Here is a 23467-nt window from a genome sequence, read left to right as displayed (position 1 = left end):
CGTCCCCGCGACCCGGCCTTGGCCGGGTTTTTTAATCCTGCAGACATGTCCGACCACGCACTCGAACTCCTCTCCATCAGCTGCACCTTCCACTCGAAGGACGACCCCGGCCAGCGCTACACCGCCGTTGCGGACACCACGCTGCGCATCAAGGCCGGCGAGTTCGTCTCGGTGGTAGGCCCCACGGGATGCGGCAAGTCGACACTGCTGAACGTGGGCGCCGGCTTGCTCGAACCGTCGTCGGGCACGGTCAAGGTGTTCGGGCAGACGCTCGAGGGCGTCAATGCGCGCGCGGGCTACATGTTCCAGACCGAGGCGCTGATGCCGTGGCGCAGCGCCGTCGCCAATGTGATGGTGGGGCTGCAGTACCGCGGCGTGCCCGACGCCGATGCGCGCGAGCAGGCCGAGGCCTGGCTGTCGCGCGTGGGGCTCTCGGGGTTCGGCGACCGCTATCCGCACCAGCTCTCCGGCGGCATGCGCAAGCGCGTGGCGCTGGCGCAGACGCTGGTGCTGGACCCCGACATCATCCTCATGGACGAGCCCTTCAGCGCGCTCGACATCCAGACGCGGCAGTTGATGGAAAACGAGGTGCTCGAGATCTGGAGCGCAAAGAAGAAAGCAGTGCTGTTCATCACGCACGACCTCGATGAAGCCATTGCGATGAGCGACCGCGTGGTGGTGCTGTCGGCCGGCCCCGCCACGCACCCCATCGGCGAGTTCGACATCGACCTGGCCCGCCCGCGCGACGTGGCCGAGGTGCGCACGCAGGCGCGCTTTGTCGAGCTGCACCGGCAGATCTGGGAGGTGCTGCGCGACGAGGTGCTCAAGGGCTACGCACAACAACTGAGGAAGGCCGCATGATCCCGCGCCTCAATGAACGCAACGCGCGCTTCTGGCAACTGGTGCTGCTGGTGGTCATTCTGGTGGGCTGGCACCTGGCGTCGCGCAACCAGCAGTTCGCTTTCTTCGTCGGCGAGCCGATCCAGGTGGCGGGCCGCATCTGGAGCTGGTTCCTGCCCTTCGAGGTGCCGCCGAACCTGCTGTTCCCCGAAGGGCTGAAGGGCAACGCCGACATCTACCGGCACCTGGGCACCACGCTCCTGGAGACGGTGCTGGCCTTTGGCATCGGCACCGTGCTGGGTCTGGCATGCGGGCTTTGGCTGGCGCTTGCGCCCACCGCGAGCCTGATCCTCGACCCCTTCATCAAGGCCGCCAACTCGATGCCGCGCGTGATCCTTGCGCCGATCTTTGCGCTGTGGTTCGGACTGGGCATCTGGAGCAAGGTGGCGCTGGCCGTCACGCTGGTGTTCTTCATCGTGTTCTTCAACGTCTACCAGGGCGTGCGCGAAGTGAGCCCCGTGGTGCTGGCCAACGCGAAGATGCTGGGCGCCAAACAGCGGCAACTTCTGCGCACCGTGTACTTGCCGAGCGCCACAAGCTGGGTGTTCTCCAGCCTGCACACCTCGGTGGGGCTGGCCTTCGTGGGCGCGGTGGTCGGGGAGTACCTGGGGTCGGCGCGCGGCGTGGGCTACCTGATCCTGCAGGCCGAAGGCACCTTCGACGTGAACACCGTCTTCGCCGGCATCGTGGTGCTTACGGCCTTCGCCTTGCTGCTCGACGGCATCGTCGGCTTGGTCGAGAAGCGCCTCATGAAGTGGCAGCCCCGCAGCGGGGAAACCGAAAAGCTCTGAGCCGCGCAGGGCGCTGCCAAGAGCGGCCAAGAGCGCGGGGTAGGGCGCGGATCAGGCGCGGCGCGTTCAGGCCGTGTCCGCGGCCTGGTCCTTGCGCATTGCGGCGGTGGCCTTGTCGATCTGGGTGTTGACCTGGACGAGCGCACGTCCCGCAAAGATGCCGCCCGACATTTCCAGCGAGAGCCGTTCGGTGTCGCGGCGGCGCAGGTCGCCGATCACTTCGTCGGCTTCGGCTTCGGACGCGCCCAGCGCCAGCACGCCCTCGCGGCCGAAGGCCATCGCCGATTCGAAAGTCTCGCGGATCTGGTAGTCGACGTTGAGCTTGACCAGTTCCACTGCATGCTCGCGGTCGAATGCGCGGACCATCAGGTGGGCGTGCGGAAACTCGGTCTTCACCAGTTCGGCGATGCGCGAGCACGCGGCCTTGTCGTCGATGCACACCATGATCGCCCTGGCGGTGTGTGCACCCGCCGCATGCAGCACGTCGGCACGGGAGCCGTCGCCGTAGTACACCTTGAAGCCGAAGTCGGCGGCAACACGGATCGTCTCCGTGTCGCTGTCGATGATCGAGATGGACGCACCGCGTGCCAGCGCACCCTGGATCGCGATCTGCCCGAAGCGTCCGAAGCCGATGACGAGCACGTTGCCGGCCAGGTCCTCGGCCTTCTCCACACCGTCCATCGACGCCTGCATCGCCGGCGCGAACCGGCGATGCGCGAGCACCGCCAGCGGCGTGAGCGCCATCGACAGCACCACCACCGCCGTCATGTTCGCGTTCACCTCGGCGCTGATGACCTTGGCGCCCAGCCCGGCAGAAAAGAGCACGAAGGCGAATTCGCCGCCCTGTGCCATCAGCACCGCGCGGTCGAGCGCGTCGGCGGGCGAGCTCTTCGCGAGCCGCGCCACGCCGTAGATGCACAGCGCCTTCACCACCATCATCGACACCACGCCGGCCACGATGAGTTGCCAGTTCTGCGCCACCACGGCCAGGTCGAGCGACATGCCCACGCTGATGAAGAACAGGCCCAGCAGGAGACCGCGGAACGGTTCGATGTCGGCCTCCAGCTGATGGCGAAAGGTCGACTCCGACAGCAGCACGCCCGCCAGGAAGGCACCCATGGCCATCGACAGGCCGCCCAGCTGCATGAGCAATGCGGCGCCCAGCACCACCAGCAGCGCGGCGGCCGTCATGACCTCGCGTGCCTTCGAATTGGCCAGGATGCGGAACAGCGGATTGAGCAGCCAGACGCCCGCCGCCACCAGCGCCGCGAACGCGCCCACGGCGATGCCGATGCCGATCCAGCGCGACGGCGCCACGGCTTGCTGCGCGGCGTCCACCGGCGCGATGAAGGCGATGATGGCCAGCAGGGGCACGATGAGCAGGTCTTCGAAGAGCAGGACCGCAACGATCTTTTGGCCGCGCGGCGCGGCGATGTCGCCGCGCTCGCCCAGCAACTGCATCACGATGGCCGTGGACGTGAGCACGAAGCCCATGGCGCACACGAAGGACACCGCCAGCGGAAAGCCGAATGCCATGCCCACGCCGGTGAGCAGCACGCCGCACACCACCACCTGCAGGCTGCCCAGGCCGAAGATGTCGCGCCGCATGCTCCACAGCTGCGACGGGCGCATCTCCAGGCCGATCACGAAGAGGAACATCACCACGCCCAGTTCGGCCGTGTGAAGAATGGTCTGCGGATCGGTGAAGAGGCCGATGCCGAACGGCCCGATGACCAGCCCGGCCGCCAGGTAGCCCAGCACCGAGCCCAGGCCCAGACGCTTGAACAGCGGCACGGCGACCACGGCCGCCCCCAACAGCGTGACGACCTTGACCAGATCGCCCGCGCTTCCTTCGACAGCCATGGCGTGGCCCTCCGTTCGTTGTTGTTGTCGTCGCTCCGGCGCCGCGCGCCGGACGGCGGGATCAGCGTTTCTGCTTGGCCGGCGTGCCGCCGCGCTTTTCGCGCACGACCTGCTTGCCGGCCGGCACCTTGGCCACGTTCTTGCCGCGCGGCGTGGCGGCCTGGACGGGGCGTTTGGAGGCGGCAACCGCGACACGGCCGCGCGCGCCCGCAGGTCCCGCGCCGGAGCCGACACGCGCCGCTGCGGTTGCGCGAACCGGCAGGTACACCACCACGCTGTAGCCGCGCTTGAAGGCGTGGTTGGGCTTGACGTCGTTCCACTCGGCCACGTTGGACGGGGCGAGCTTGTAGCGGCGCGCGATGCTCGCCACGCTGTCGTTGCGCCCGGCCTTCACGGTGGTGCGGCGATTGACGATTTCGGGCTGGAAGCTCAAGTGCCCGCCGTCGGCCACCACGGCGGCCACGTCTTCCTTGACGCGGGCGCCGCGCGGCACGATGAGCGTGGAGCCCGCCTTGATCAGCATGCGCGGCGGCACGTTGTTGAGGGCGCGCAGGTCGGCCTCGCTCATGCCCGAGCGCTGGGCGGCGTCGGCCACCGTCATGGTGTTGGGCACCACCCAGGCGGTCCAGCTGGCGTACTGGCCCTGCGAGTAGGCATCGAAGTTGCGCTGGAACACGGCCGCGTTGTCCCAGGGCAGCAGGATCTGGGGCGTGCCCGAGGCGATCAGCACCGGCTTGTGCGCGGCGGGGTTGAGCGCGCGGAAGTCTTCGATGCGCACGTCGGCCAGCTTGGCCGCCAGTTCCACGTCGAGATCGCGCGTGAGCGTGACGGTCTGGAAGTAGGGGTGGTTGGCGATCAGCGGCAGCTCGGCGTTGAAGGCCTGCGGATTGGCCACGATGTTCTTCACCGCCTGCAGCTTGGGCACGTACATGCGCGTCTCGGCCGGCATCGTGAGGTCGCTGTAGGTGGTGGGCAGGCCCAGGCGCTGGTTCTTGGCGATGGCGCGGCCCACGCTGCCTTCACCCCAGTTGTAGGCGGCCAGCGCGAGTTGCCAGTCGCCGAACATGCCGTAGAGCTTTTGAAGGTAGTCGAGCGCGGCGCGGGTCGAGGCCAGCACGTCGCGGCGGTCGTCGCGAAAGATGTTCTGCTTCAGGTCGAAGTCGGTGCCGGTGGCCGGCATGAACTGCCACATGCCCGCGGCACGCGCACTGGACACCGCCTGGGGGTTGAACGCGCTCTCGATATAGGGCAGCAGCGCGAGCTCGGTGGGCATGTTGCGCCGCTCGAGCTCCTCGACGATGTGAAAGATGTACTTGTTCGAGCGCTCGGTCATGCGCTGGATGTAGTCGGGGCGGCTGGCATACCACTGCTCGCGGTCGCGCACCAGGTCGCTCTCGAGGTTGGGCATCTTGAAGCCGCGGCGGATGCGGTCCCACATGTCGGTCGGCGGGGCCAGCGTGACCACGCTTTGCGAGCGGGCTTCGCCGCTGGACAGGGGGGAGAGGGCGTCGCGCGGATAGACGGGGGCTGCCCGCTCGGCGACTCTGGCGCCGGTGCCGCCGGCGGTGGTGCCGGATGAGGAGGTGGAGGAAGAGTTGTCGGTCGGTGCCGCGCAGCCTGCGAGCACCAGTGAACCTGCAAGGCAGGTGGCAGCGAGAAATTTCATCGGAAGTCGTTTTTCCATTGGCGCAGCGCGGCGAACACATCGGCTTCGGCCGCATCGGCGGAAAGCTCGGCATGCTCGCGCACCGCTCGAAGGACAGTGGCTTCGCGGCTGCGAAGAAAGGGGTTGATCAGGCGTTCGGTCGCCAGTTGCGCGGGCAGCGTGGGCTGCCCCTGTGCGCGCAGGCTTTCGCAGCGCGCGTTGTAGTGAGTCAGATCGGCATTGCCCGGTTCCACCGCAAGGGCAAAACGCAGGTTAGCAAGTGTGTATTCGTGGGCGCAGCAGACGCGGGTGTCGCCCGGCAGCGCACCGAGCGCATCGAGCGAGGCCAGCATCTGCGCGGGCGTGCCTTCGAAGAGGCGGCCGCAGCCGCCGGAGAAGAGCGTGTCGCCGCAGAAGAGCAGCGGCGCGCGGCCCTGTGCGTGGTCTTCCGCGGCCGGAAGAAAGTAGGCGATGTGGCCTGACGTATGGCCCGGCACGTCGATCACTTCGAAGCGCAGGCCGAGCGCTTCGGCGATGTCGCCTTGCACATGCGGCGTGAAGGGCTCGGGAATGCGCTCGCGCGCGGGGCCGTGCACGGGGGCGCCCGTGGCGGCATGCAGCGCGGCCACGCCGCCCGTGTGATCGGCGTGATGGTGCGTGACTAGAATCGCGGCCAGCTGCAGCTTGTGGTGCGCCAGCGCATCGAACACCGGTTGAGCGTCGCCCGGGTCCACCACGATGGCACTGGACCCGTCGTGCAGCATCCAGATGTAGTTGTCGGCGAAGGCGGGCAGCGGAACGAGGGTCATGAGCGGTCAAATTATAGGTTTGCAAGAGTGGTTCGCGACCCCCCCCGGCCGCTACCTTCTGGCGTGGGAGCAGGCCCAGTTCGACCAGGCGGTGGCCGACGTTTTCGGCTACCACGCGCTGCAGCTGGGCGCGGCCGAAGTGGAGGGCCTGCGCACCAACCGCATGCCGCACCGCTGGCTGGCGCTCGGAGACCCGATGCGCGCGTCCAGGGCGGCGCTGCTGACCGACTTCACCGCGCTCCCGTTCGCGGCCAACAGCCTCGACCTGGTGGTGATGCCGCATGCGTTGGAACTCAGCCCCGATCCGCACGCCACCCTGCGCGAGGTCGAGCGGGTGCTGGTGCCCGAAGGCCGCGTGGTGATCTGCGGACTGAACCCGGCCAGCCTCTGGGGCATGCGCCAGCGGCGCGCGCACCTGTACCGCAAGCTGGGCGTCGGCGAGCTCTACCTGCCCGAAGGCGGCGAGTTCATCGGCTACTGGCGCATGCGCGACTGGCTGCGGCTCCTGAGCTTCGAGGTGGAGTCGGGGCGCTTTGGCGTCTACCGGCCCGCGGTGCGCAGCGACGCCTGGCTCGAGCGCTGCCGCTGGATGGACAAGGCCGGCGAGCGCTGGTGGCCGATCTTCGGCGCGGCGTATTTCCTGGTGGCGGTCAAGCGCGTGCGCGGCATGCGCCTCCTGAGCGCGGACTGGCGCCGTGCCGCGGCACGCGCCACGGCGCCGGTGTCGATCGCGGGCAAGGTGCACAGGCACCGGCCGGACCGGGCGGATTGAATCGAACAGAACAGAACAGACAGAGAAAAAAGGAACAGAGAGCTTGAACGAAGTCGTGATCTACACCGACGGTGCATGCAAGGGCAACCCCGGACCCGGGGGCTGGGGCGCATGGCTCAAGTCGGGCACCACCGAAAAGGAAATGTTCGGCGGCGAACTCAACACCACCAACAACCGCATGGAGCTGACCGCCGTCATCGAAGGCCTGGCGGCGCTCAAGCGGCCGTGCAAGGTGCTGCTCTACCTGGACAGCCAGTACGTGCGCATGGGCATCACCGAGTGGATCCGCGGCTGGAAGGCCAAGGGCTGGAAGACCGCCAGCAAGCAGCCGGTGAAGAACGTCGAGCTCTGGCAAAAGCTCGACAAGCTGGTGGCCGAGGGCGGGCACACCATCGAATGGCGCTGGGTCAAGGGCCACTCGGGCGACCCGGGGAACGAGCGGGCCGACATGCTTGCCAACAAGGGTGTGGACAAGGCGCTCGGGCGGATCTGACGCAGGGCCCTAGATCGCGCCCTCGAACATCATCACGTCGACTTCCTCGCCGGCGGCGATGGGGCCCTGATCGTGGTGCAGCACCACGAGCCCGTTGGCCTCGACCATCGAGCTCAGCACACCCGATCCTTGGTTGTCCGCCACGCTGACCTCGGGCAATGCGCCCGCCACGGTCCTGACGAAACCACGCTGGTACTCGGTGCGCCCGGGCTTCTTGCGAATAGGCCCGGCGCTGCGTGCGCGCAGCAGCGGCGGCGGCGCCGAGGCCGCATCGTGGCAGCCCATCATGCGCAGCAACGAAGGCCGCACGAAAGCCAGGAAGGTGACCATCACCGCCACCGGATTGCCGGGCAGGCCGAACAGCACGGCGGGGCTTTCGGCGTCGCTCCCGCCGCGCGGGATCAGGCCCACGGCCAGCGGCCGCCCGGGGCGCATCGCGACGTGCCAGAAAGCCATTTCGCCGACCTGCTGCATCACGCGGCGCGTGTGGTCGGCCGCGCCGACGCTCATGCCGCCGCTGGTGACGATGGCATCGGCCTCGCGCGCGGCGCGCTGCAGCGTCTCGGCCAGCTCGACGGGGTCGTCGCGCACGAGGCCCAGGTCGATCACCTCGCAGCCCAGCCGCGCGAGCAGGCCGAGCACGGTGTGGCGGTTGGAGTCGTACACCGCGCCCTCGCGCGGCGGTTGGCCGGCACACAGAATTTCGTCGCCGGTGGAGAAGTACGCAACGCGCAACTTCCGCAGCACCGGCACGCCGGACAGGCCGAGGCTCGCGACCATGCCGAGCGCGGCCGGCGAGAGCCGCTCGCCGCGCCGGAGGGCCGGCTGGCCTTTCATGAGGTCTTCGCCCGCAAAGCGGCGGTTGTCGCCGCGGCGCAGCACGCGGTGGGGAAAGCGCACGACCTCGCCCTCGACCTGGCAGAACTCCTGCGGGATCACGGTGTCCAGGCCCGCCGGCATCATCGCGCCGGTCATGATGCGCACCGCATCGCTTGCGGCCAGCGCGCCGCGCCAGGCCGCGCCGGCGAGCGCTGTGCCCACCACGCGCAACTGGACGGAATGGTCGGCGGGGGCATCGCCCGAGAGGATCGCGCCGTCGAACGCGTAGCCGTCCATCGCCGAGTTGTCGTGCGGCGGCACGCTCACCGGCGAGACGATGTCTTCGGCCAGCACGCGGCCCAATGCGTCGTGCAGCGACAGGTTCTCGCGCTGGGTGACGGCGAGCGGCGCGACCCACTGCGCCAAAAAGGCCTGGACCGCATCGACGCTCAGCGCGTCGGCCTCATGGCCGGGGAGGGCGGCTGCGATGTCGGCAAGACGGCTCATCGCTTCTCGAGCGCGTGCAATTCGGCGAGTGTGTTGGCGTTGAAGAAGGCGTCGGGCGCATCGCCGGGGCGGTCGAAAGGCACGAGCACGGTGCGGTGCTGGGAGGTCCATGCCTGCACCTTGCGGCCGCCGCCTTCGGTGAAGCGCATCAGGCTTTCGTGCAGCTCGGTGCGCAGCAGGCAGAACACGGGTTGCGGGCGCAGCACGGGCTCTGCGCCTTCTTCGGTATCGGGTGCGGCGACCATCGCGATGTCGGCGTTGTCGGCTTCCAGGGCTTCGGCCAGGCGGGCTGCCAGGTCGGTCGGGAAGCGCGGCGTGTCGCACGGCACGGTCAGCAGGAAGGGCGTGTCGCAGTTTTCGATGCCCGTGAGAAAACCCGCGAGCGGCCCCGGGTAGTCCGCAAGGCTGTCGGTCAGCACCGGGACGCCGAAGGATTCGTAGGCCGCCAGGTTCCGGTTGGCATTGATCATCATCTGCCCGACCTGTGCGCCCAGGCGCAGCACCGCATGCAATGCGAGCGGTATGCCGTTGAAGTTCTGCAGGCCCTTGTCGACCCCGCCCATGCGGGAGCCGCGTCCGCCGGCGAGCAGCAGGCCGGTGATGTCTTGAGGCGCAATGGCGGGGTGTGCAGGCATGGAGGCAGCCGGGGTTATCCGCCGATGTAGCTCATCTCGACGCGGCGCGGTGACTTGCCGTCGGCATCGCCCTGATCGGGGTGGTCGGGTCCGCGCAGCGCGCGCAGTTCGGAATAGCGGTCGGCCCGGCCCTGCCAGATGTGGCCGATGGCCGAGGCAATGTCATCGTCGCTGGCCGCACCGCGCAGCAGCGGCCGCAGGTCGTGGCCGGCGCTTGCGAACAGGCAGAGGTACAGCTTGCCTTCGGTCGACAGGCGCGCGCGGCTGCAGTCGTGGCAGAAGGCCTGGGTCACGCTGCTGATCACGCCGATCTCGCCGCCGCCATCGGCGTAGGCCCAGCGCTGGGCGGTTTCGCCGGGGGTGGTGGCTTCGAGCGGCACCAAGGGAAATTCGGCATGGATGCGCGCGATGACGTCGGCCGAGGGCAGCACCTCGTCCATGCGCCAGCCGTTGGTGGCGCCCACGTCCATGTATTCGATGAAGCGCAGCACCACGCCGGCACCGTGGTGCTCGCGGAAGTAGCGCGCCATCGGCAGGATCTCCTGCTCGTTGGTGCCGCGCTTGACCACCATGTTGACCTTGATGGGCGCGAGGCCCGCGGCGCGCGCCGCGTCAATGCCGGCCAGCACGTCGGCCACCGGAAAGTCGACGTCGTTCATGTGGCGAAAGACCGCGTCGTCCAGGCTGTCCAGGCTCACTGTCACGCGCTGCAGGCCGGCGGCCCTGAGCGCCGCGGCCTTGCGTGCGAGCAGGGAGCCGTTGGTGGTGAGCGTGAGTTCGAGGGGCGCGCCCCCGGGCGTGCGGATTTCGGCGAGTTGTTCGATCAGCCCTTCGATGTTCTTGCGCAGCAGCGGCTCGCCGCCGGTGAGCCGGATCTTCTGCACGCCGTGCGCGGCGAACAGGCGGGCCAGGCGCGTCATTTCCTCGAAGCTCAGGAGCGCGCTGTGCGGCAGGTACTTGTAGTCCTTGTCGAACACGTCCTTGGGCATGCAGTAGCTGCAGCGGAAGTTGCAGCGGTCTGTCACGCTGATGCGCAGGTCGGTCAGCGGGCGGCCCAGGCGGTCCAGCAGCAGGCCGGTGGCAGGCACGGCGATGTCCGGCACGGCCACGGCCGCGCGCGCGCGGCCGACTTCGGCGATCGGGATGACGGTGCTGCTGTTGTTGTTCATGGCTTCGTGGGAAGGCGGATTTTGCGCCAGGCCTCAAGGGCCCGTTGGATGCGGGCTTTGCAGCAGACTACTTGATCACGGCCGAATAAATCATGTTCCGGGTCAAGGATCTGTAATGTGTCCGGTGCTTGGGCGACTGCAGCATCAGCACCACGAACATCTCGTTCTTGGGGTCAACCCACATGTAGGTGCCGCCCGCGCCGCCCCAGTTGTATTCGCCGCCGCCCGAGGGGTAGGGCGCCTCGCCGTCGTTGCGGCGCACCGCAAAGCCCAGACCGAAGCCGTAGCCCGGGCCCGGCAGGTAGAGCGGACCGGGCACGATGCCCGCCCCGGCGTTGGAATGGTCGGCGGTCATCAGCGCGATGGTGCGCGGGCCGAGATAGCGCTTGCCGTCCAGCGAGCCGCCGTTCAGCAGCATCTGCAGGAAGCGTGCGTAGTCGCCGGCCGTGGACACCAGCCCGCCGCCGCCCGATTCGAGCTTGCGCACGATGCGCGGATCGTTCAGGTCGGCGCCCACGCCGAAGCTGCGGTCGGTGGGCAGCGGCTCGGCAATGCGCGGCTGGCGCGCGGGTTCGGGCACGTAGTAGGTGGTGTCCTTCATGCCCAGCGGGTCGAACAGGCGCGCCTTCTCGAACTGGTAGAGCGACTGGCCCGAGACGACCTCGATCACGCGGCCGAGGATGTCGGTCGACTGGCTGTAGTCCCAGGTGGTGCCGGGCTGGTAGGCCAGCGGCAATTTGGCCAGGCGCTGCGAGAACTCGGCGTTGGTCGGGTCGTTGGCGCCCAGGCCGGCTGCGTTGTAGGCCTGCTTGACCAGCCCCGGCCCGAAAAAGCCGTAGGTCAGGCCCGAGGTGTGGCGCATCAGGTCCTGCACGGTGATCGGGCGGCGCGCGGGTACTGTCTCCAGCGCCGGCTTGCCGTCGGCGCCGGGCTTTTCCACGCCGACGGTCATGTTGGCGTACTCGGGCAGGTAGACGGAGATGGGGTCGTCCAGCTTCAGGCGGCCGTCTTCCACCAGCGTCATCGCGGCCACCGAGGTGATGGGCTTGCTCATCGAATAGATGCGGAAGATGCCGTCGCGCTGCATCGGCGTGCCGGCCACGGGGTCGAGCTTGCCGACCGCCTCGAACCAGGCCACCTTGCCCTGACGCGCCACCAGCAGCACCGCGCCCGGAATCTTGCCGCTCGCCACGTCGGCCTTGAGCACGTCGGTGAGCATCTGCAGCCGCTCGGTCGAAAGGCCGACCCGTTCGGGCGTGGCGGTCGGCAGCGATTGCGCGGCGGCCAGCAGTGGAGCGGCGAGGCTCAGGCCGAGCACGGCTGTGCGCAGGGCGCGCTTCAAGAACTTCATGGTGTTGTCTCCGTCCTGTCGTTGATGGAAAGGTGGCCTGGCGGTCTTGGCGCCGCCTGGGGTTTTCGGGTGGGATTGCGGCTGTGGGCGGCTATCCCTTGCAGAGCCTCAGGTTCGTGCGGGCCGCGCGCACCACGGGCAGGATGTCCTCGGCGTCGGCGGGCGGGTAGTTTTCCTTCACGCCCTGGTCGGTGCGCGCGGCGTCCTCGGCCAGCGGCTCCAGCGTCTTGAGGCAGCCCGCGCGGTCGCCGAGCCTGTATTGCGTGATCGCCAGGTCGTTGCGGACGCGGCCCTTGGTGATCCAGTCGAGCGTCTTGTCGCACTCGCCGAGCACGGGGGCGAGGGTGGCTTGGGCGGCGGCGAAGTCCTTGGCGTCGTACTGGCGCTTGAAGGCCTTGCGCGACGCGGCCACAGCCTTGGAGCTGCAGGCGGGGCTCGGCAGGGTGTAGGTTCCCTCGAAGGATGCGCGGGCGCCGCAGCTTTGGCGGCAGTCGTCCGAGCCGTTGCCGACGACCTCGACCGCGCCGCCCTTGAGGGTGAAACTCACCACGCAGGCGGTGCCGTCGATCTTGGACTTGCCGCGCACGATGGTGCCGTCCAGCGCGCAGAGGTGCGCGTTCGCGCCGACGGTGGTGATGTCGAAGTACCCGTCGGGCTTGACGTTCAGCGAACCGGCGCCGCCTTCGTAGATGTACTCGCCGGCCGGCGGGTTGGCGAGCTGCGCGCTGGCCATGCCGGCGCCCGACAGCAGCCACAGGAACGCGGGCACGAGGAGGACGATGCGATGCAATTTCATCGGTGCGAAGCCTTTGGAAGGAGACGCGGGGCAGTGTATCGGCGCGGCCGCCGAAGATGCGAATTTGGCTTGTTCACGGCATCATTGCCTTCGATGTCTTGACGCAGCCAATGAGAATTACTATCATTTGGGTCGCCTGAGTACGCACCACGTCGACAACGCAAAGGGCTCTTCTTCCCATCAAGGAGCTCCAGTCCGTGCCGTACACCTTGCCAGCCTTGCCCTATGCCTTCGATGCGCTCGAACCCCATATCGACGCGCAAACGATGGAAATCCATCACAGCAAGCATCACCAGACTTACGTGAACAACCTCAATGCGGCCGTCAAAGACACGCCGCACGAGGGCGCGCCGGTCGAGCAGCTGATTGCAGACATCGAACAACTGCCCGAGGCGCTGCGTGCGCCGGTGCGCAACAACGGCGGCGGCCACGCCAACCACAGCCTGTTCTGGACCGTGATGGCGCCGGCCGGCCAGGGCGGGGGCGGCACCCCCACGGGCGACCTGGCCCAGGCCATCGACACCGACCTGGGCGGCTTCGACGCCTTCAAGGAAGCCTTCACCAAGGCCGCGCTCACCCGCTTCGGCAGCGGGTGGGCGTGGCTGTCGGTCGCAAAGGGCGGCAAGCTCGCGGTGGAAAGCAGCGGCAACCAGGACAGCCCGCTGATGCGCGGCATCGGCTCGGGCCACACGCCGATCCTCGGGCTGGACGTGTGGGAGCACGCCTACTACCTGAAGTACCAGAATCGCCGCCCCGAATACATCGCGGCGTTCTACAACGTGGTGAACTGGGCCGAAGTGGCCCGACGCCACGCCGTGGCCATCGGCGCCTGAGGAAATTCCATGAACGATGAACCGAACGGGCCACAGGGCACGGTGGCGCGACGGGGTCTGAGGCCCGGCCCGTCGGCGCGCGAATGGTTCGGGCTGGCGATCGTCGCCGCGGGCGCGCTGGTGCTGGTGTCGCAGTTCTGGCAGTTCGTGAGGGCCGACCCCTTGGTCTGGAACGCCCTGCTGGGCGGCTCGGTCGCCGCGCTGGCCACGGCCCTGGGCACGTTGCCGGTGCTGTTTTCGCAAAAGCTGCCCGAGCGGCTGCAGGACACGCTGTTCGGCTTCGGCGCCGGCGTGATGCTGGCGGCCTGTGCGTTCTCGCTGATCATTCCCGGGCTCGATGCGGCCAAGAGCGTCGGGGTGTTCGGCGGCGGCAACTGGGCGGCGGGCGGCGTGATCGGCGCGGCCATCCTGCTCGGCGGCGCGGTGCTCATGCTGATGGACCGCGTGCTGCCGCACGAGCATTTCATCAAGGGGCGCGAAGGGCAGTCGGCCCTGCAATTGCGCCGCACCTGGCTCTTCGTGTTCGCGATCGCGCTGCACAACGTGCCCGAGGGCCTGGCCATCGGGGTGGGCTACGCGGCCGACAACGGCTTGCGCGCCGATGCGCTGGCCACCGGCATCGCGATCCAGGACGTGCCCGAAGGCCTGGTGGTCGCCGTGGCGCTGCTGGCCGCGGGCTACAGCCGGCTGTTTGCGGTGCTGATCGGCATGGCCTCGGGCCTGGTCGAGCCGCTGGGCGCGGTGTTGGGCGCGGCCGCGGTCGGCCACTCGGCGATGCTGCTGCCCTGGGGGCTGGGCTTTGCGGCGGGCGCGATGCTGTTCGTGATCAGCCACGAGATCATTCCCGAGTCGCATCGCAAGGGGCACGAAGCCTTTGCGACCAGCGGGTTGATGATCGGCTTCGTGCTGATGATGCTGCTGGACACCGCACTCGCCTAAAGGCTCTCCCCCAGGCTTCGCGCACTTCGTGTCGCTTCTCCTACCCCCTCACCGGGGGCGGCACCTGCGGCCCGGCAAAGCCGGTTCCGCGGTACCCCCGCCCCGGGGATCTGCTCTTTCATCCGTGCTTGACGGCGACGGTCTTGAGGGTCGTGAAGCCGTACAGCGCCTCGAAGCCCTTTTCGCGGCCGTAGCCCGAAGACTTCACGCCGCCGAAGGGCAACTCCACACCGCCGCCCGCACCGTAGTTGTTGATGAACACCTGGCCGCTGCGCACCCGCCGCGCCATGCGGAACTGGCGCGCGCCGTCGGCCGTCCACACGCCGGCAACCAGGCCGAACTGCGTGGCATTGGCCAGCGCCACGGCTTCGTCTTCGTCGGCAAACTGCATTGCAGCCAGCACCGGCCCGAACACCTCTTCCTGCGCCAGGCGATGGCCCACCGGCACGTCGCGCAGCAGGGTGGGGGCCTGGTAGAAGCCGGTTTCGGGCGCTTCATCGACCACGATGCCCTGCGCCACCATCGGGATGCCGGCGTGCTGTGCGTCGCTCAGAAAGTCCCACACGCGCTGCTGCTGCGTCTGGCGGATCAGCGGGCCCACGTCCAGGTCCATCGCCGCGGGGCCCACGCGCAGGGCCTCGAAGGCATGGCCCAGGCGTTCGAGCAAAGGCTCGTAGATGTCGCGTTGGATCAGCACGCGCGAGCCCGCCGAGCAGGTCTGGCCGGCGTTCTGCACGATGGCGTTGATGACCACCGGAATGGCCGCATCGAGGTCGGCATCGGCAAAGACGATCTGCGGGCTCTTGCCACCGAGTTCGAGCGTGACCGGGCAATGCCGCTCGGCCGCCACCTGCTGGATCAGCGTGCCGATCTTCGGGCTGCCGGTGAAGCTGATGTGGTCGATGCCTTCGTGCCGCGCGAGCGCGTCGCCCACTTCATGGCCGTAGCCCGTCACGATGTTGAGCGCGCCCGCCGGAAAACCGACTTCGGCCGCCAGCTGCGCCACACGGATCAGTGAAAGGCAGGCGTCTTCGGCCGGCTTGACCACGCACACATTGCCCGCCGCCAGCGCACCGCCCACGCTGCGCCCGAAGATCTGCATCGGGTAGTTCCACGGAATGATGTGGCCGGTGACGCCGTGCGGCTCGCGCCAGGTGAAGACGCTGTAGCCGTCCTGGTAGGGGATGGTTTCGCCGTGCAGCTTGTCGCACGCGCCGGCATAGAACTCGAAGTAGCGCACCAGCGCCACCGCATCGGCGCGCGCCTGCTTGACGGGCTTGCCGCAGTCGCGCTGCTCGATCAGCGCGAGTTCGTCGACGTGCTCGGCGATCTTCAGGGAGAGCTTGTAGAGCAGGCGGCTGCGGTCGGCGGCGCTGACCTTGTGCCACACGCCCTCGAAGCAGTCGCGCGCTGCGCGCACGGCGGAGTCGATGTCGGCGGCATTGCTGCGCTGGATTTCGTCGAAAGGCTGGCCGTCGGAGGGGTCGATGACCGGGAGGGTGCGGCCGGAGGCGGAGGGGACGTCCGCGTTGGCGATGTAGTTGAGCTGCATGGGGCAGGATTTTGCGCGATGCATGCCCAACCCGTGGCCCGGGGCGGGGTTCGCCTTACTTCGCTGCCGTGGCTCTCGGCAGGGCCTTCACGGCGTTCAGCATGCGCTCCACATGCTTGTCCGGATTCAGGTTCTGGTAGTAATAGGCGACCTTGCCGTCCGGCGAGATCACGTACGACAGCCGGTTGGCGAAGTCCGGGCGGGTCTGCATCAGCGCGTCGAAGCCGTTGATGACGGTCTTGGCTTCGTCGGAGGCCACCGGAAAGCGGCTCTGGCACGACTTGACCGAGAACTTCGACAGGGTGTCGATGTCGTCGGCCGAAACGCCGATCACCGTGGCGCCCAGCGCCGCGAACTTGTCGATGGCCTCGGCGAAAGCGTGGGCTTCGATGGAGCAGTCGGCCGAATCGGCCGCGGGAAAGAAATAGACCACCACCGGACCCTTGGCGAGCGCATCGGCCAGCGAATAGCGGAAGGTCTTGCCGCCGAGTGCGGCATTGGCGGTGAACTTGGGAACCGGTTCACCGATGTCCAGCGCGGCCCAGGCGGGATGCGCAAGAGCGGCAAAGACGGTCATCAGGGCGATGCGTGAGAGGATCGGGCGGGCCATGATGTAACTCCATGCAGGTGTGGCGCGAATTCTAGGGCGGCACACCCTTTGCAGGGCAAATGAAACCGGCGCGTTCCGGCGGGCGTACCTATCACGGCGACCGAAAAAACAAACGAGGGGAATTGTCATCATGAACGGCTGGGATCGACTTCTGCGCATGGCGCTCGCGGGCTTTCTGCTGGCAGTGCTCGCTGCCTGCGGTTCGCTGCCGCCGGCAAAAGAGCGGCCCGCCGAGCAGGCGGCCTCGGTCGATCCGTCGACGCGCCTCGCAAAGATCGTTGCGGCCTCCACCCCGCCCGGCGAGCATTCGGGCTTCCGGCTGATGCCGCTGGGCGTGTATTCGCTGGACGCGCGCATCCAGCTCGCGCAACGCGCCCAGCAATCGCTGGTGGTGCAGTACTACCAGCTGGAGAACGATGCCGTCGGGCGCCTGCTGCTGCACACCCTGCGCGAAGCGGCGGCGCGCGGCGTGAAGGTGCGGGTGCTGGTGGACGATCTCTACACCGCCAAGAGCCAGCAACTGCTGCTGGCGCTGTCGCAGACGCCCAATGTGCAGGTGCGGCTCTACAACCCGTTCTGCTGCGGCCGCGACGGCTTTCTCTCGCGGCTTGTGGCCTCGCCGTTCGAGATCGTGCGGCTCAATCACCGCATGCACAACAAGCTCTTCATTGCCGACGGCACGATGGCGGTGGTGGGCGGGCGCAACATCGCCGACGAGTACTTCGTGCTGAGCGAAGCGCAGAACTTCATCGACATGGACGCGCTGGTGGTGGGCAAGGTGGTGCCGCAGCTCGAATCCATCTTCGACGCCTACTGGAACAGCGTGCAGGTCTGGCCCATTGCCGACATCGTGACGGGCGAGGGCGGCCGCATGCCCGGCAGCGCCGAGTTCGACGACTGGATCGGCATGGCCGCGCAGCCGCCGAAGATCGTGCTGCCGCCCTCGGACATCCTGGGCTACGGCCCCATCGGCGAAGAGCTGGACGGCGGACGCATGGGCCTCCTGTGGGGCGAGGCGCGCGCCATTGCCGATCCGCCCAGCAAGCCCGAGACCATGACGGCCGACGAGGCCATCGCCACCAGCGTGACGATGAAGGTCTGGGGCCTGCTGATGGACGCCAAGACCGAGGTCGACATGACCTCGCCCTACCTGGTGCCCGGCGAGCGCGGCATGGAGGCCTTTGCCGACCTGGCCAGGCGCAAGGTCAAGCTCACGCTGCTGACCAACTCGCTGGCGGCCAACGACGAGCCGCTGGTGCACACCGGCTATGCGCGCTACCGCCGGCGGCTGCTCGAAGGCGGCGCCGACCTGTACGAGCTGAGCCCGCAGCGCACCAGCAAGGGCGAGCGCTTCGGCATGTTCGGCAAGTCGCTCGGCCGGCTGCACGCCAAGACCGCCGCCATCGACAAGACGCGCATCTTCATTGGCTCGATGAACCTGGACCCGCGCTCGGCCAGCCAGAACACCGAGATGGGGCTGGTGGTCGACAGCCCGCAGCTGGCGCGCGAGATGCTGCGCATCATCAACATCAGCAAGCTGCAGAACTCCTACCGGCTGCGGCTGGCCAAGGACACGGGCGCGCTGCAGTGGCTCACCACCGACGGCGAGAAAGAGGTGATCCTCACGTCGGAGCCCGAGTCGGGCTTCTTCCAGCGCTTCTACAACATGCTCATTGCGCCCATCGTTCCCGAGATGCTGTTGTAGCCTCGGGGGATGGCGCAGACCTTTACCTCATCGCCCGCCCTGCAGGTCATGCTGTGGGGCGTGCTTTTTTTCGGCGGCATCTACCTTGGGTTCGGCGCCGTCACCTGGTTGTTGACGAAGCGGGTGTTGCCCGCGCTGGGCATCGGGCGGGTGCTCGATCCGCGGCCGCTGCAGCCGGGGCAACTGCGGCGGGAGATCTCGCAGTCGGGCATCTCGGTACTGATCTTCGGGCTGGGCATGGTGTTTCCCTGGGGCTTGCTGCAACTGGGCTGGGCCCGGCTCGATGCGGATGCGGGCTGGCGGCAGATCGCCATCGAGATCCTCGTGCTCGCGGTGTGGAACGACGTGCATTTCTGGATCAACCACCGGCTCTTGCACACGCGGCTGCTTCGCCGATTTCACGGGCCGCACCACCGCTCGTTCGTGACGACGCCGTGGGCCACCTACAGCTTTCACCCGATCGAGGCGCTGATGCTCGGCAACGTGATCCTGTTGCCCATGGTTGTGCACGACTTCAGCTTCTGGTCGCTGGCGGCGGTGCCGGTGTTCAGTCTGTTCTTCAACTGCGTGGGGCACTCGAACTACGACTTCTTCACCGGGGTGTCGTACAGCCACTGGTTCGCGGCGAGCCGCCGGCACCATCTGCACCATGCCTGCCACAACGGCAACTACGGCTTCCAGTTCACTTTCATGGACCGGCTGTTCAGGACCCGCATCGCGGCGGACGCTGCCGAGCCGCACTTCCAGGCTTTTCGCGACAAGCAGGCGCGGCAGCCGCAATCGCCCGGGACGCATGGCACCCCCGCCTGAAGCGTTGCGCCGCCCGTTGCCGCGGCTGCGTCACTGGCGCGACTGGCAAAGCCTGGCGTACCTGGTCGCGCTGCCTGCGCTGGCGACGTGGCAATGGATGAATGGCTTCAATGCGCTACTCTACGCATTGATGCTGTTCCTCACGCTCGGCGTCGGCGTGATCCACCACAACCATGTGCACCTGCGCATGTGGCGCGGACGGCGCATGAATCGGCTCACCGATTTCTGGATCACGCTGCTGCAGGGCCACCCAACCTTCGTGTTCTGGCCTGCGCATGTGGCCAACCACCATCGCCACCGGCACGGCCCGAAGGATGTGGCGCGCACCTACCGCTTCGGCGGCGACACCAACCACCTGTGGGGCTACCTGCTGCATCCGTTCCAGGCGGTGTGGGTGCTGCTGCCGGTGTTCGCCGGCTGGCTCGGGCGGCTGCGGGCGCATCGGCGCGGCGCCTGGCGCTATTGCATTGCGCAGTACGTGTTGTGGCTGGGGAGCTGGGCCGTGCTGCTGGCCGTCGATTGGCGGAAGGCCTTGCTCTTCGTGATCGTGCCGCAGCTGCACGGCCTGCACTGGCTGCTCGCTACCAACTACCTGCAGCATGCGCACGCCGACGGCCGCAAGCCCTCTCGCGAAGAGGCGTTGCGCGATACCCCCGGTGGCAGGCTGAACTACGCGCGCAATTTCGAGGGGCTGGTGAACCCCTTGTTGTTCAACATCGGCCTGCACACCGCACATCACGAGAACCCGCATGCCCATTGGTCCGAACTCACGCAACTGCACCGCACGCGCTACCGCGCGCGGGTCGATCCCGTGCTCAACGAAGGCGGGCTGGTTCCCTACATGCTGCGGGTCTTCGTGCTGGGGACCGTGTGGCCGCGTTTTCGCAGCCGCTCGCTGATGCCTCCCGATTCCTTCACTCACTGAACCATGCCTGTTTCATTCCAACGCGTGTACCTCGAGAGCGCCGGCTATTTCATGCCGGGCGAGCCTGTTCCCAACGACCGCATGGACGCGTACATCGCGCCGCTCAACCGCATGTCCGAGCGCATCAAGCGGCGCATCCTCGCGGAGAACGGCATCCTCACGCGGCACTACGCCATCGATGCGGAAGGCGTGACACAGCACACCAATGCGCAGCTGGCCGCGGGCGCGATCCGCGATTGCCTGCAGCGCGGGGGCGCGGAGCTGTCGAGAGTGTCGCTGCTGGCCAGCGGCTCTTCAGGCGGCGACACGCTGATGCCCGGGTTCGCCAACATGATCCAGGGGGAACTCGCTGCGCAGCCCATGGAGACGCATTCGGTGCACGGCATCTGCGCGGCCGGTGTCTCGGCGATCCAGACGGCGGCGCAAGGCATCGAGCTGGGTGCGCATCGCAGCGCGATGGCGGTGGCGAGCGAGATGCCCTCGCGGCTCTTCAAGCGCTCTCGCTTTGCGGCGCGTGGGTATGAAACCGACTTCGACTCGCACTTCCTGCGCTGGATGCTGTCCGATGGTGCGGGGGCGCTGCTGCTGTCTGACGGAGCGCCCGCACTGGCAGGTGTTCCGGGGTTGCGCCTGAAGCTGAAGTGGGTGCACCAACGCGCCTTCTCGGGCGACTACCCCGTCTGCATGCAGCTCGGCCTGACCGAAGACCGCGCGCGCGGCCACCTCGACTTCGGCTCATGGGCCGAGGCTGAAGCCGCCGGCGCACTGTCGCTGCGGCAGGACATCCGCCTGCTGCCGCACCTGTTCGACATCGGCATCCACGAATACGCGGGGCTGGTGCGCGACGGCTGGGTCGATCCGAAGCGCATCGATCACTTCCTGTGCCACTACTCGTCGGAAAAATTCATCCCGGTGGTCGAAGACCTGATGAACAAGGCCGACCTCTCGATTCCGCGCGAGCGCTGGTGGAGCAACCTCGCGTGGCGCGGCAACACGGGGGCGGCGTCGATCCTGATCATGCTGGCCGAATTCCTTCATACGAAGACGCTGAAGCCCGGCGAGCAGATCTTCTGCTACGTGCCGGAGTCGGGGCGCTTCATGGCGGCGTACATGCTGCTCGAAGTCGAGGCGACCGATGCGGCGCCAGCGACGACGGTGGCGCCCCGTGCCACGGCCGTTGAACCAGACGATGACTTCGTCATCGCGCCCCCGCACGACCCGGCCGCCGCGCCCGAAGGCTTGGGCGCCTTGCTGACCGAACTGGCCGCCATCTGGCACGACTACCGCTCCCGCGTCTGGCGCACGCCGCTGATCCGCCAGATCCGCGAGCGCCGCCTGGCCTTGCCCGACTACCTGAACTGGATGGAGCAATGGGTGCCGCAGGTGCGCGAAGGCAGCAAATGGATGCGCGAAGGCTCGGCCTCGCTGAGCAAGCCGTACCAGATGCTGGCTTCGCTGATCGACGTGCATGCGGGCGAGGAGCAGAACGACTTCAACATCCTCTTCAGCGATTACCAGAAGGCCGGCGGCACGGTCGCGCAGATCGACGACCTGCGCCGCAACCCGGGAGGCGAGGCGCTCAACGCCTACCTGCACGGCCTGGCCGCGACGCGCGACCCGATCGGCTTGCTGGGTGCGATCTACATCATCGAAGGCACGGGCCAGCGCATCGTGCCGGCGCTGCTGCCGCTGATCAAGGCGAGCGTGAAGCTGCCGCCCGACGCCTTCCGATTTCTGGAGTACCACGGCCACAACGACGAGAACCACCTGAACCGCTGGCTCGCCGCGGTGGAGATGGTGATGGCCATCGAAGGGCAGGCCCGCGCGGCCCGCCAGATCATCGACACGGCGCGCCACACGGCCGCGCTCTACCTGATGCAGTTTCAGCACATCACGGAGCGGATGCCCCATGAGCCGAACCCCTGACTTTTTGACGCAAGCCCACGACGACCGCGACCCGAGCCCGTGGCTCGCGCTCTACCTGGACCAGAGCACGCCGCTGCCGGACAACGTCAAGTCGGCGTGGCTGGCCGATTCGAGCTCGGGCTCGCGGCAGTACCTGCTGCCGTTCCTGCGGCCGATTGCGCGGCTCACGATCATCCTGATCCAGATCGTGAAGGTGTTCGTGCCGCGCAACTGGTCGCATTCGATGCTGCTGCACCGGTTTTTGGCATGGGGGCTCAAGCGTTTTGTGTCGCCAGAGGCGAACTGGCTGATCCTGCGGCACTTTCATCTGGGGTCGCAGGTGCTGGCGTTCATCGGGCGCAATTCGCCGGTGCCCGTGGCCACGAACCCGCTGGAGCCGGCGGACATCGATGCGCTGAAGGACGAGATGTTCTTGAAGCACGACCTGAACCTCTTCAACTTCGTGATCCGCCTGAACACGGCGCTGCGCGAGGAGGGTTTGGCGCTGTGCAAGGCCGAGAAGGTCGATTTCTCGATGATCAAGGAGCCGGGGCTTCGGCTGGAGGACATGCCGCACGGAAAGCTCAATTTCCTCGATCTTCAGAGCGCCATCGAGCTGTTCACGCCGCTCTACCAGCTGATGCTGACCGACAACGATTTCTGGCGCGCGGCCAATTCATTGCAACTGGACGAAACCATCGGCATCTACACGGCCACGCTGCTGAATGCGCCCGAGCACCTGATTCTGGTCAACAACAAGCACCCGCTGGTGCCCCTGTCGACCCTGCGGGCGGGGCACCGGCTGGTGATCCACGGGCTCTCCACGGAAATGCTCCACAGCCTGCTGCAGCGCATGCAGGCGGCGCAGAAAGCAGGGGAGCCGGAAACGGCCCTGTACGACCAGCCACTTGCATAGGCGTATGCTGCCCCCAGATGCGATCCATGAACACGACCCACAATCAGTCCCCAAAGACCGATCTGGCAGTGGCCCAGGTGCTGGCTCAACTGCTCGAACGGCTGGAGCACAGCGCTGTGCCCGTTGGTGCCGAGCAGTACCGCTCGGTGGTCGAACACCTGGTGCACGAGTTCGAGGAAGTCGCGCCGGGGGCCGATCTGGGCCGCCTGCTCGATGCCTATCCGGCCGCATCCGAGGTTTATGAGAACCTCAACTATCAGCACGCCGGGCTCTGCCGCTCGGCGTTGGACGCTTCTCTTGCGGCGGAACTCAGCGCAAAAGAAGCCATTGCACGTGCCATGCGCACTGCGGAACCGAACAAGGACACGACGAATGGCGAAGGGTGAAGTAAAGACAGCAGTGGTGGCGGACGGGCTGCGCTACAAAACCAAGACGCCCGGCTCGCCGTTTCGCGCGTCGGCATCTTTCAGCGGGGCGACCATGTCCTGCTTCATGTGCGGCAAGCACCGCGTGCGCTCGCAATTGCGCACCCGCCAGGTGCTGGGCAAGTCGCAAACCGTGTGCGCGCCTTCCTGCAAGGCGCTCGACGAAGCCCTGGAGCAGTCGGAAGCCTCCTCGGGCTAACACGAATTTGCGGAGTTTCGGCGACATGTCCGTGCGGGCATGTCGCAGTTTGGCTTCCATATCGGCACTAATCGATATACAGTTGGAAACAAATGATG

At 67.5% G+C, this 23467-nt stretch carries 23 protein-coding genes; 13 read left to right on the top strand and 10 right to left on the bottom strand.

Going from position 1 to position 23467, the window contains the following annotated elements:
* Positions 1-45: 45 nt before the first annotated feature.
* Positions 46-861 (top strand): ABC transporter ATP-binding protein, encoded by an 816-nt coding sequence (locus ABIC90_RS07020; RefSeq protein WP_354353366.1) that lies wholly within the window; start codon positions 46-48, stop codon positions 859-861.
* Complete coding sequence (locus ABIC90_RS07015) at positions 858-1691, top strand: ABC transporter permease (RefSeq protein ID WP_354353365.1); 834 nt, start codon at positions 858-860, stop codon at positions 1689-1691. Before ABIC90_RS07020 ends, ABIC90_RS07015 begins: the two co-directional genes overlap by 4 nt.
* 66 nt (positions 1692-1757) lie before the next feature.
* On the opposite strand, the gene ABIC90_RS07010 is transcribed toward ABIC90_RS07015, so the two are convergent.
* The 3 genes from ABIC90_RS07010 to gloB form a co-directional block, all read right to left on the bottom strand.
* On the bottom strand, positions 1758-3554 hold the full coding sequence (locus ABIC90_RS07010) for a monovalent cation:proton antiporter-2 (CPA2) family protein (protein ID WP_354353364.1): 1797 nt from the start codon (positions 3552-3554) through the stop codon (positions 1758-1760).
* Between the two features lie 61 nt (positions 3555-3615).
* Entirely contained in the window at positions 3616-5220 is a 1605-nt protein-coding gene (locus ABIC90_RS07005; protein ID WP_354353363.1) for a transglycosylase SLT domain-containing protein, read from the bottom strand.
* Complete coding sequence (gloB, locus tag ABIC90_RS07000; protein ID WP_354353362.1) at positions 5217-6008, bottom strand: hydroxyacylglutathione hydrolase; 792 nt, start codon at positions 6006-6008, stop codon at positions 5217-5219. Before gloB ends, ABIC90_RS07005 begins: the two co-directional genes overlap by 4 nt.
* 19 nt (positions 6009-6027) lie before the next feature.
* On the opposite strand from gloB, the gene ABIC90_RS06995 reads away from it, so the two are divergent.
* Both ABIC90_RS06995 and rnhA read left to right on the top strand, forming a co-directional pair.
* Positions 6028-6780: a class I SAM-dependent methyltransferase gene (locus ABIC90_RS06995; RefSeq protein WP_436318179.1), complete on the top strand. Its 753-nt coding sequence runs from the start codon at positions 6028-6030 to the stop codon at positions 6778-6780.
* A gap of 43 nt (positions 6781-6823) precedes the next feature.
* Positions 6824-7273 carry a ribonuclease HI gene (gene rnhA, locus ABIC90_RS06990; RefSeq protein WP_354353360.1) on the top strand — a complete coding sequence of 150 codons (450 nt, stop codon included), beginning with the start codon at positions 6824-6826 and terminating at the stop codon, positions 7271-7273.
* A 9-nt stretch (positions 7274-7282) separates the two neighbouring features.
* Here the strand turns inward: rnhA and moeA are convergent, their stop codons facing one another.
* From moeA to ABIC90_RS06965, 5 genes are all read right to left on the bottom strand, one after another.
* Positions 7283-8599 (bottom strand): molybdopterin molybdotransferase MoeA, encoded by a 1317-nt coding sequence (gene moeA, locus ABIC90_RS06985; RefSeq protein WP_354353359.1) that lies wholly within the window; start codon positions 8597-8599, stop codon positions 7283-7285.
* The gene (mobA, locus tag ABIC90_RS06980; protein ID WP_354353358.1) at positions 8596-9234 is read right to left on the bottom strand and encodes a molybdenum cofactor guanylyltransferase MobA; all 639 of its coding nucleotides are present in this window, start codon (positions 9232-9234) and stop codon (positions 8596-8598) included. The genes moeA and mobA overlap by 4 nt, the downstream gene beginning before the upstream one ends.
* A 14-nt stretch (positions 9235-9248) precedes the next feature.
* Entirely contained in the window at positions 9249-10403 is a 1155-nt protein-coding gene (gene moaA, locus ABIC90_RS06975) for a GTP 3',8-cyclase MoaA (protein WP_354353357.1), read from the bottom strand.
* A gap of 67 nt (positions 10404-10470) precedes the next feature.
* Entirely contained in the window at positions 10471-11754 is a 1284-nt protein-coding gene (locus ABIC90_RS06970; RefSeq protein WP_354353356.1) for a serine hydrolase domain-containing protein, read from the bottom strand.
* Positions 11755-11845: 91 nt separating this feature from the next.
* Positions 11846-12550 carry a hypothetical protein gene (locus ABIC90_RS06965; protein WP_354353355.1) on the bottom strand — a complete coding sequence of 235 codons (705 nt, stop codon included), beginning with the start codon at positions 12548-12550 and terminating at the stop codon, positions 11846-11848.
* A 197-nt stretch (positions 12551-12747) separates the two neighbouring features.
* Between ABIC90_RS06965 and ABIC90_RS06960 the strand changes: the two genes are divergently transcribed.
* Together ABIC90_RS06960 and ABIC90_RS06955 are read left to right on the top strand one after the other, a co-directional pair.
* Positions 12748-13383 carry a superoxide dismutase gene (locus ABIC90_RS06960; protein ID WP_354353354.1) on the top strand — a complete coding sequence of 212 codons (636 nt, stop codon included), beginning with the start codon at positions 12748-12750 and terminating at the stop codon, positions 13381-13383.
* 9 nt (positions 13384-13392) lie between these two features.
* Positions 13393-14322, top strand: coding sequence for a ZIP family metal transporter (locus tag ABIC90_RS06955; RefSeq protein WP_354353353.1), 930 nt, complete (start codon positions 13393-13395; stop codon positions 14320-14322).
* Positions 14323-14440: 118 nt separating this feature from the next.
* On the opposite strand, the gene ABIC90_RS06950 is transcribed toward ABIC90_RS06955, so the two are convergent.
* Together ABIC90_RS06950 and ABIC90_RS06945 are read right to left on the bottom strand one after the other, a co-directional pair.
* The gene (locus tag ABIC90_RS06950; RefSeq protein WP_354353352.1) at positions 14441-15874 is read right to left on the bottom strand and encodes an aldehyde dehydrogenase family protein; all 1434 of its coding nucleotides are present in this window, start codon (positions 15872-15874) and stop codon (positions 14441-14443) included.
* Between the two features lie 55 nt (positions 15875-15929).
* Positions 15930-16484 carry a peroxiredoxin gene (locus ABIC90_RS06945; RefSeq protein ID WP_354353350.1) on the bottom strand — a complete coding sequence of 185 codons (555 nt, stop codon included), beginning with the start codon at positions 16482-16484 and terminating at the stop codon, positions 15930-15932.
* A 130-nt stretch (positions 16485-16614) separates the two neighbouring features.
* On the opposite strand from ABIC90_RS06945, the gene ABIC90_RS06940 reads away from it, so the two are divergent.
* Genes ABIC90_RS06940 through ABIC90_RS06910 form a run of 7 tightly spaced genes read left to right on the top strand, consistent with a single transcriptional unit; the run spans position 16615 to position 23369 of the window.
* A complete protein-coding gene (locus ABIC90_RS06940; protein ID WP_354353349.1) occupies positions 16615-18189 on the top strand; it encodes a phospholipase D family protein in 1575 nt (524 codons plus the stop codon).
* A gap of 9 nt (positions 18190-18198) precedes the next feature.
* On the top strand, positions 18199-18999 hold the full coding sequence (locus tag ABIC90_RS06935) for a sterol desaturase family protein (RefSeq protein WP_354353348.1): 801 nt from the start codon (positions 18199-18201) through the stop codon (positions 18997-18999).
* Positions 18983-19924, top strand: a complete 942-nt coding sequence (locus ABIC90_RS06930; RefSeq protein WP_354353347.1) for a fatty acid desaturase family protein — start codon at positions 18983-18985, stop codon at positions 19922-19924. The genes ABIC90_RS06935 and ABIC90_RS06930 overlap by 17 nt, the downstream gene beginning before the upstream one ends.
* A 3-nt stretch (positions 19925-19927) precedes the next feature.
* Complete coding sequence (locus ABIC90_RS06925; RefSeq protein ID WP_354353346.1) at positions 19928-21850, top strand: iron-containing redox enzyme family protein; 1923 nt, start codon at positions 19928-19930, stop codon at positions 21848-21850.
* Positions 21834-22745, top strand: coding sequence for a DUF6999 family protein (locus ABIC90_RS06920; RefSeq protein ID WP_354353345.1), 912 nt, complete (start codon positions 21834-21836; stop codon positions 22743-22745). Before ABIC90_RS06925 ends, ABIC90_RS06920 begins: the two co-directional genes overlap by 17 nt.
* Positions 22746-22762: 17 nt before the next feature.
* The gene (locus ABIC90_RS06915; RefSeq protein ID WP_354353344.1) at positions 22763-23131 is read left to right on the top strand and encodes a hypothetical protein; all 369 of its coding nucleotides are present in this window, start codon (positions 22763-22765) and stop codon (positions 23129-23131) included.
* Positions 23118-23369: a hypothetical protein gene (locus tag ABIC90_RS06910; protein WP_013540963.1), complete on the top strand. Its 252-nt coding sequence runs from the start codon at positions 23118-23120 to the stop codon at positions 23367-23369. Before ABIC90_RS06915 ends, ABIC90_RS06910 begins: the two co-directional genes overlap by 14 nt.
* Positions 23370-23467 lie beyond the last annotated feature (98 nt).

The organism is Variovorax boronicumulans, from assembly GCF_040544675.1.
In the GTDB taxonomy this organism is placed as follows: Bacteria; Pseudomonadota; Gammaproteobacteria; order Burkholderiales; family Burkholderiaceae_C; genus Variovorax; species Variovorax boronicumulans_D.
The sequence above is the reverse complement of the archived record's forward strand: the minus strand, read 5'-3'. Positions and strand labels throughout refer to the sequence as shown.

What these genes read in the sequence shown, in the direction of transcription:
- ABIC90_RS06920 (WP_354353345.1), top strand. Translation starts at nt 21,834, where the DNA reads ATGAGCCGAACCCCTGACTTTTTGACGCAAGCCCACGACGACCGCGAC.
- ABIC90_RS06915 (WP_354353344.1), top strand. Translation starts at nt 22,763, where the DNA reads ATGCGATCCATGAACACGACCCACAATCAGTCCCCAAAGACCGATCTG.
- ABIC90_RS07010 (WP_354353364.1), bottom strand. Translation starts at nt 3,554, where the DNA reads ATGGCTGTCGAAGGAAGCGCGGGCGATCTGGTCAAGGTCGTCACGCTG.
- moeA (WP_354353359.1), bottom strand. Translation starts at nt 8,599, where the DNA reads ATGAGCCGTCTTGCCGACATCGCAGCCGCCCTCCCCGGCCATGAGGCC.
- moaA (WP_354353357.1), bottom strand. Translation starts at nt 10,403, where the DNA reads ATGAACAACAACAGCAGCACCGTCATCCCGATCGCCGAAGTCGGCCGC.
- ABIC90_RS07015 (WP_354353365.1), top strand. Translation starts at nt 858, where the DNA reads ATGATCCCGCGCCTCAATGAACGCAACGCGCGCTTCTGGCAACTGGTG.
- ABIC90_RS07020 (WP_354353366.1), top strand. Translation starts at nt 46, where the DNA reads ATGTCCGACCACGCACTCGAACTCCTCTCCATCAGCTGCACCTTCCAC.
- ABIC90_RS06935 (WP_354353348.1), top strand. Translation starts at nt 18,199, where the DNA reads ATGGCGCAGACCTTTACCTCATCGCCCGCCCTGCAGGTCATGCTGTGG.
- ABIC90_RS06965 (WP_354353355.1), bottom strand. Translation starts at nt 12,550, where the DNA reads ATGAAATTGCATCGCATCGTCCTCCTCGTGCCCGCGTTCCTGTGGCTG.
- ABIC90_RS06955 (WP_354353353.1), top strand. Translation starts at nt 13,393, where the DNA reads ATGAACGATGAACCGAACGGGCCACAGGGCACGGTGGCGCGACGGGGT.
- mobA (WP_354353358.1), bottom strand. Translation starts at nt 9,234, where the DNA reads ATGCCTGCACACCCCGCCATTGCGCCTCAAGACATCACCGGCCTGCTG.
- ABIC90_RS06910 (WP_013540963.1), top strand. Translation starts at nt 23,118, where the DNA reads ATGGCGAAGGGTGAAGTAAAGACAGCAGTGGTGGCGGACGGGCTGCGC.
- ABIC90_RS07005 (WP_354353363.1), bottom strand. Translation starts at nt 5,220, where the DNA reads ATGAAATTTCTCGCTGCCACCTGCCTTGCAGGTTCACTGGTGCTCGCA.
- gloB (WP_354353362.1), bottom strand. Translation starts at nt 6,008, where the DNA reads ATGACCCTCGTTCCGCTGCCCGCCTTCGCCGACAACTACATCTGGATG.
- ABIC90_RS06950 (WP_354353352.1), bottom strand. Translation starts at nt 15,874, where the DNA reads ATGCAGCTCAACTACATCGCCAACGCGGACGTCCCCTCCGCCTCCGGC.
- ABIC90_RS06970 (WP_354353356.1), bottom strand. Translation starts at nt 11,754, where the DNA reads ATGAAGTTCTTGAAGCGCGCCCTGCGCACAGCCGTGCTCGGCCTGAGC.
- ABIC90_RS06945 (WP_354353350.1), bottom strand. Translation starts at nt 16,484, where the DNA reads ATGGCCCGCCCGATCCTCTCACGCATCGCCCTGATGACCGTCTTTGCC.
- ABIC90_RS06930 (WP_354353347.1), top strand. Translation starts at nt 18,983, where the DNA reads ATGGCACCCCCGCCTGAAGCGTTGCGCCGCCCGTTGCCGCGGCTGCGT.
- ABIC90_RS06940 (WP_354353349.1), top strand. Translation starts at nt 16,615, where the DNA reads ATGAACGGCTGGGATCGACTTCTGCGCATGGCGCTCGCGGGCTTTCTG.
- ABIC90_RS06925 (WP_354353346.1), top strand. Translation starts at nt 19,928, where the DNA reads ATGCCTGTTTCATTCCAACGCGTGTACCTCGAGAGCGCCGGCTATTTC.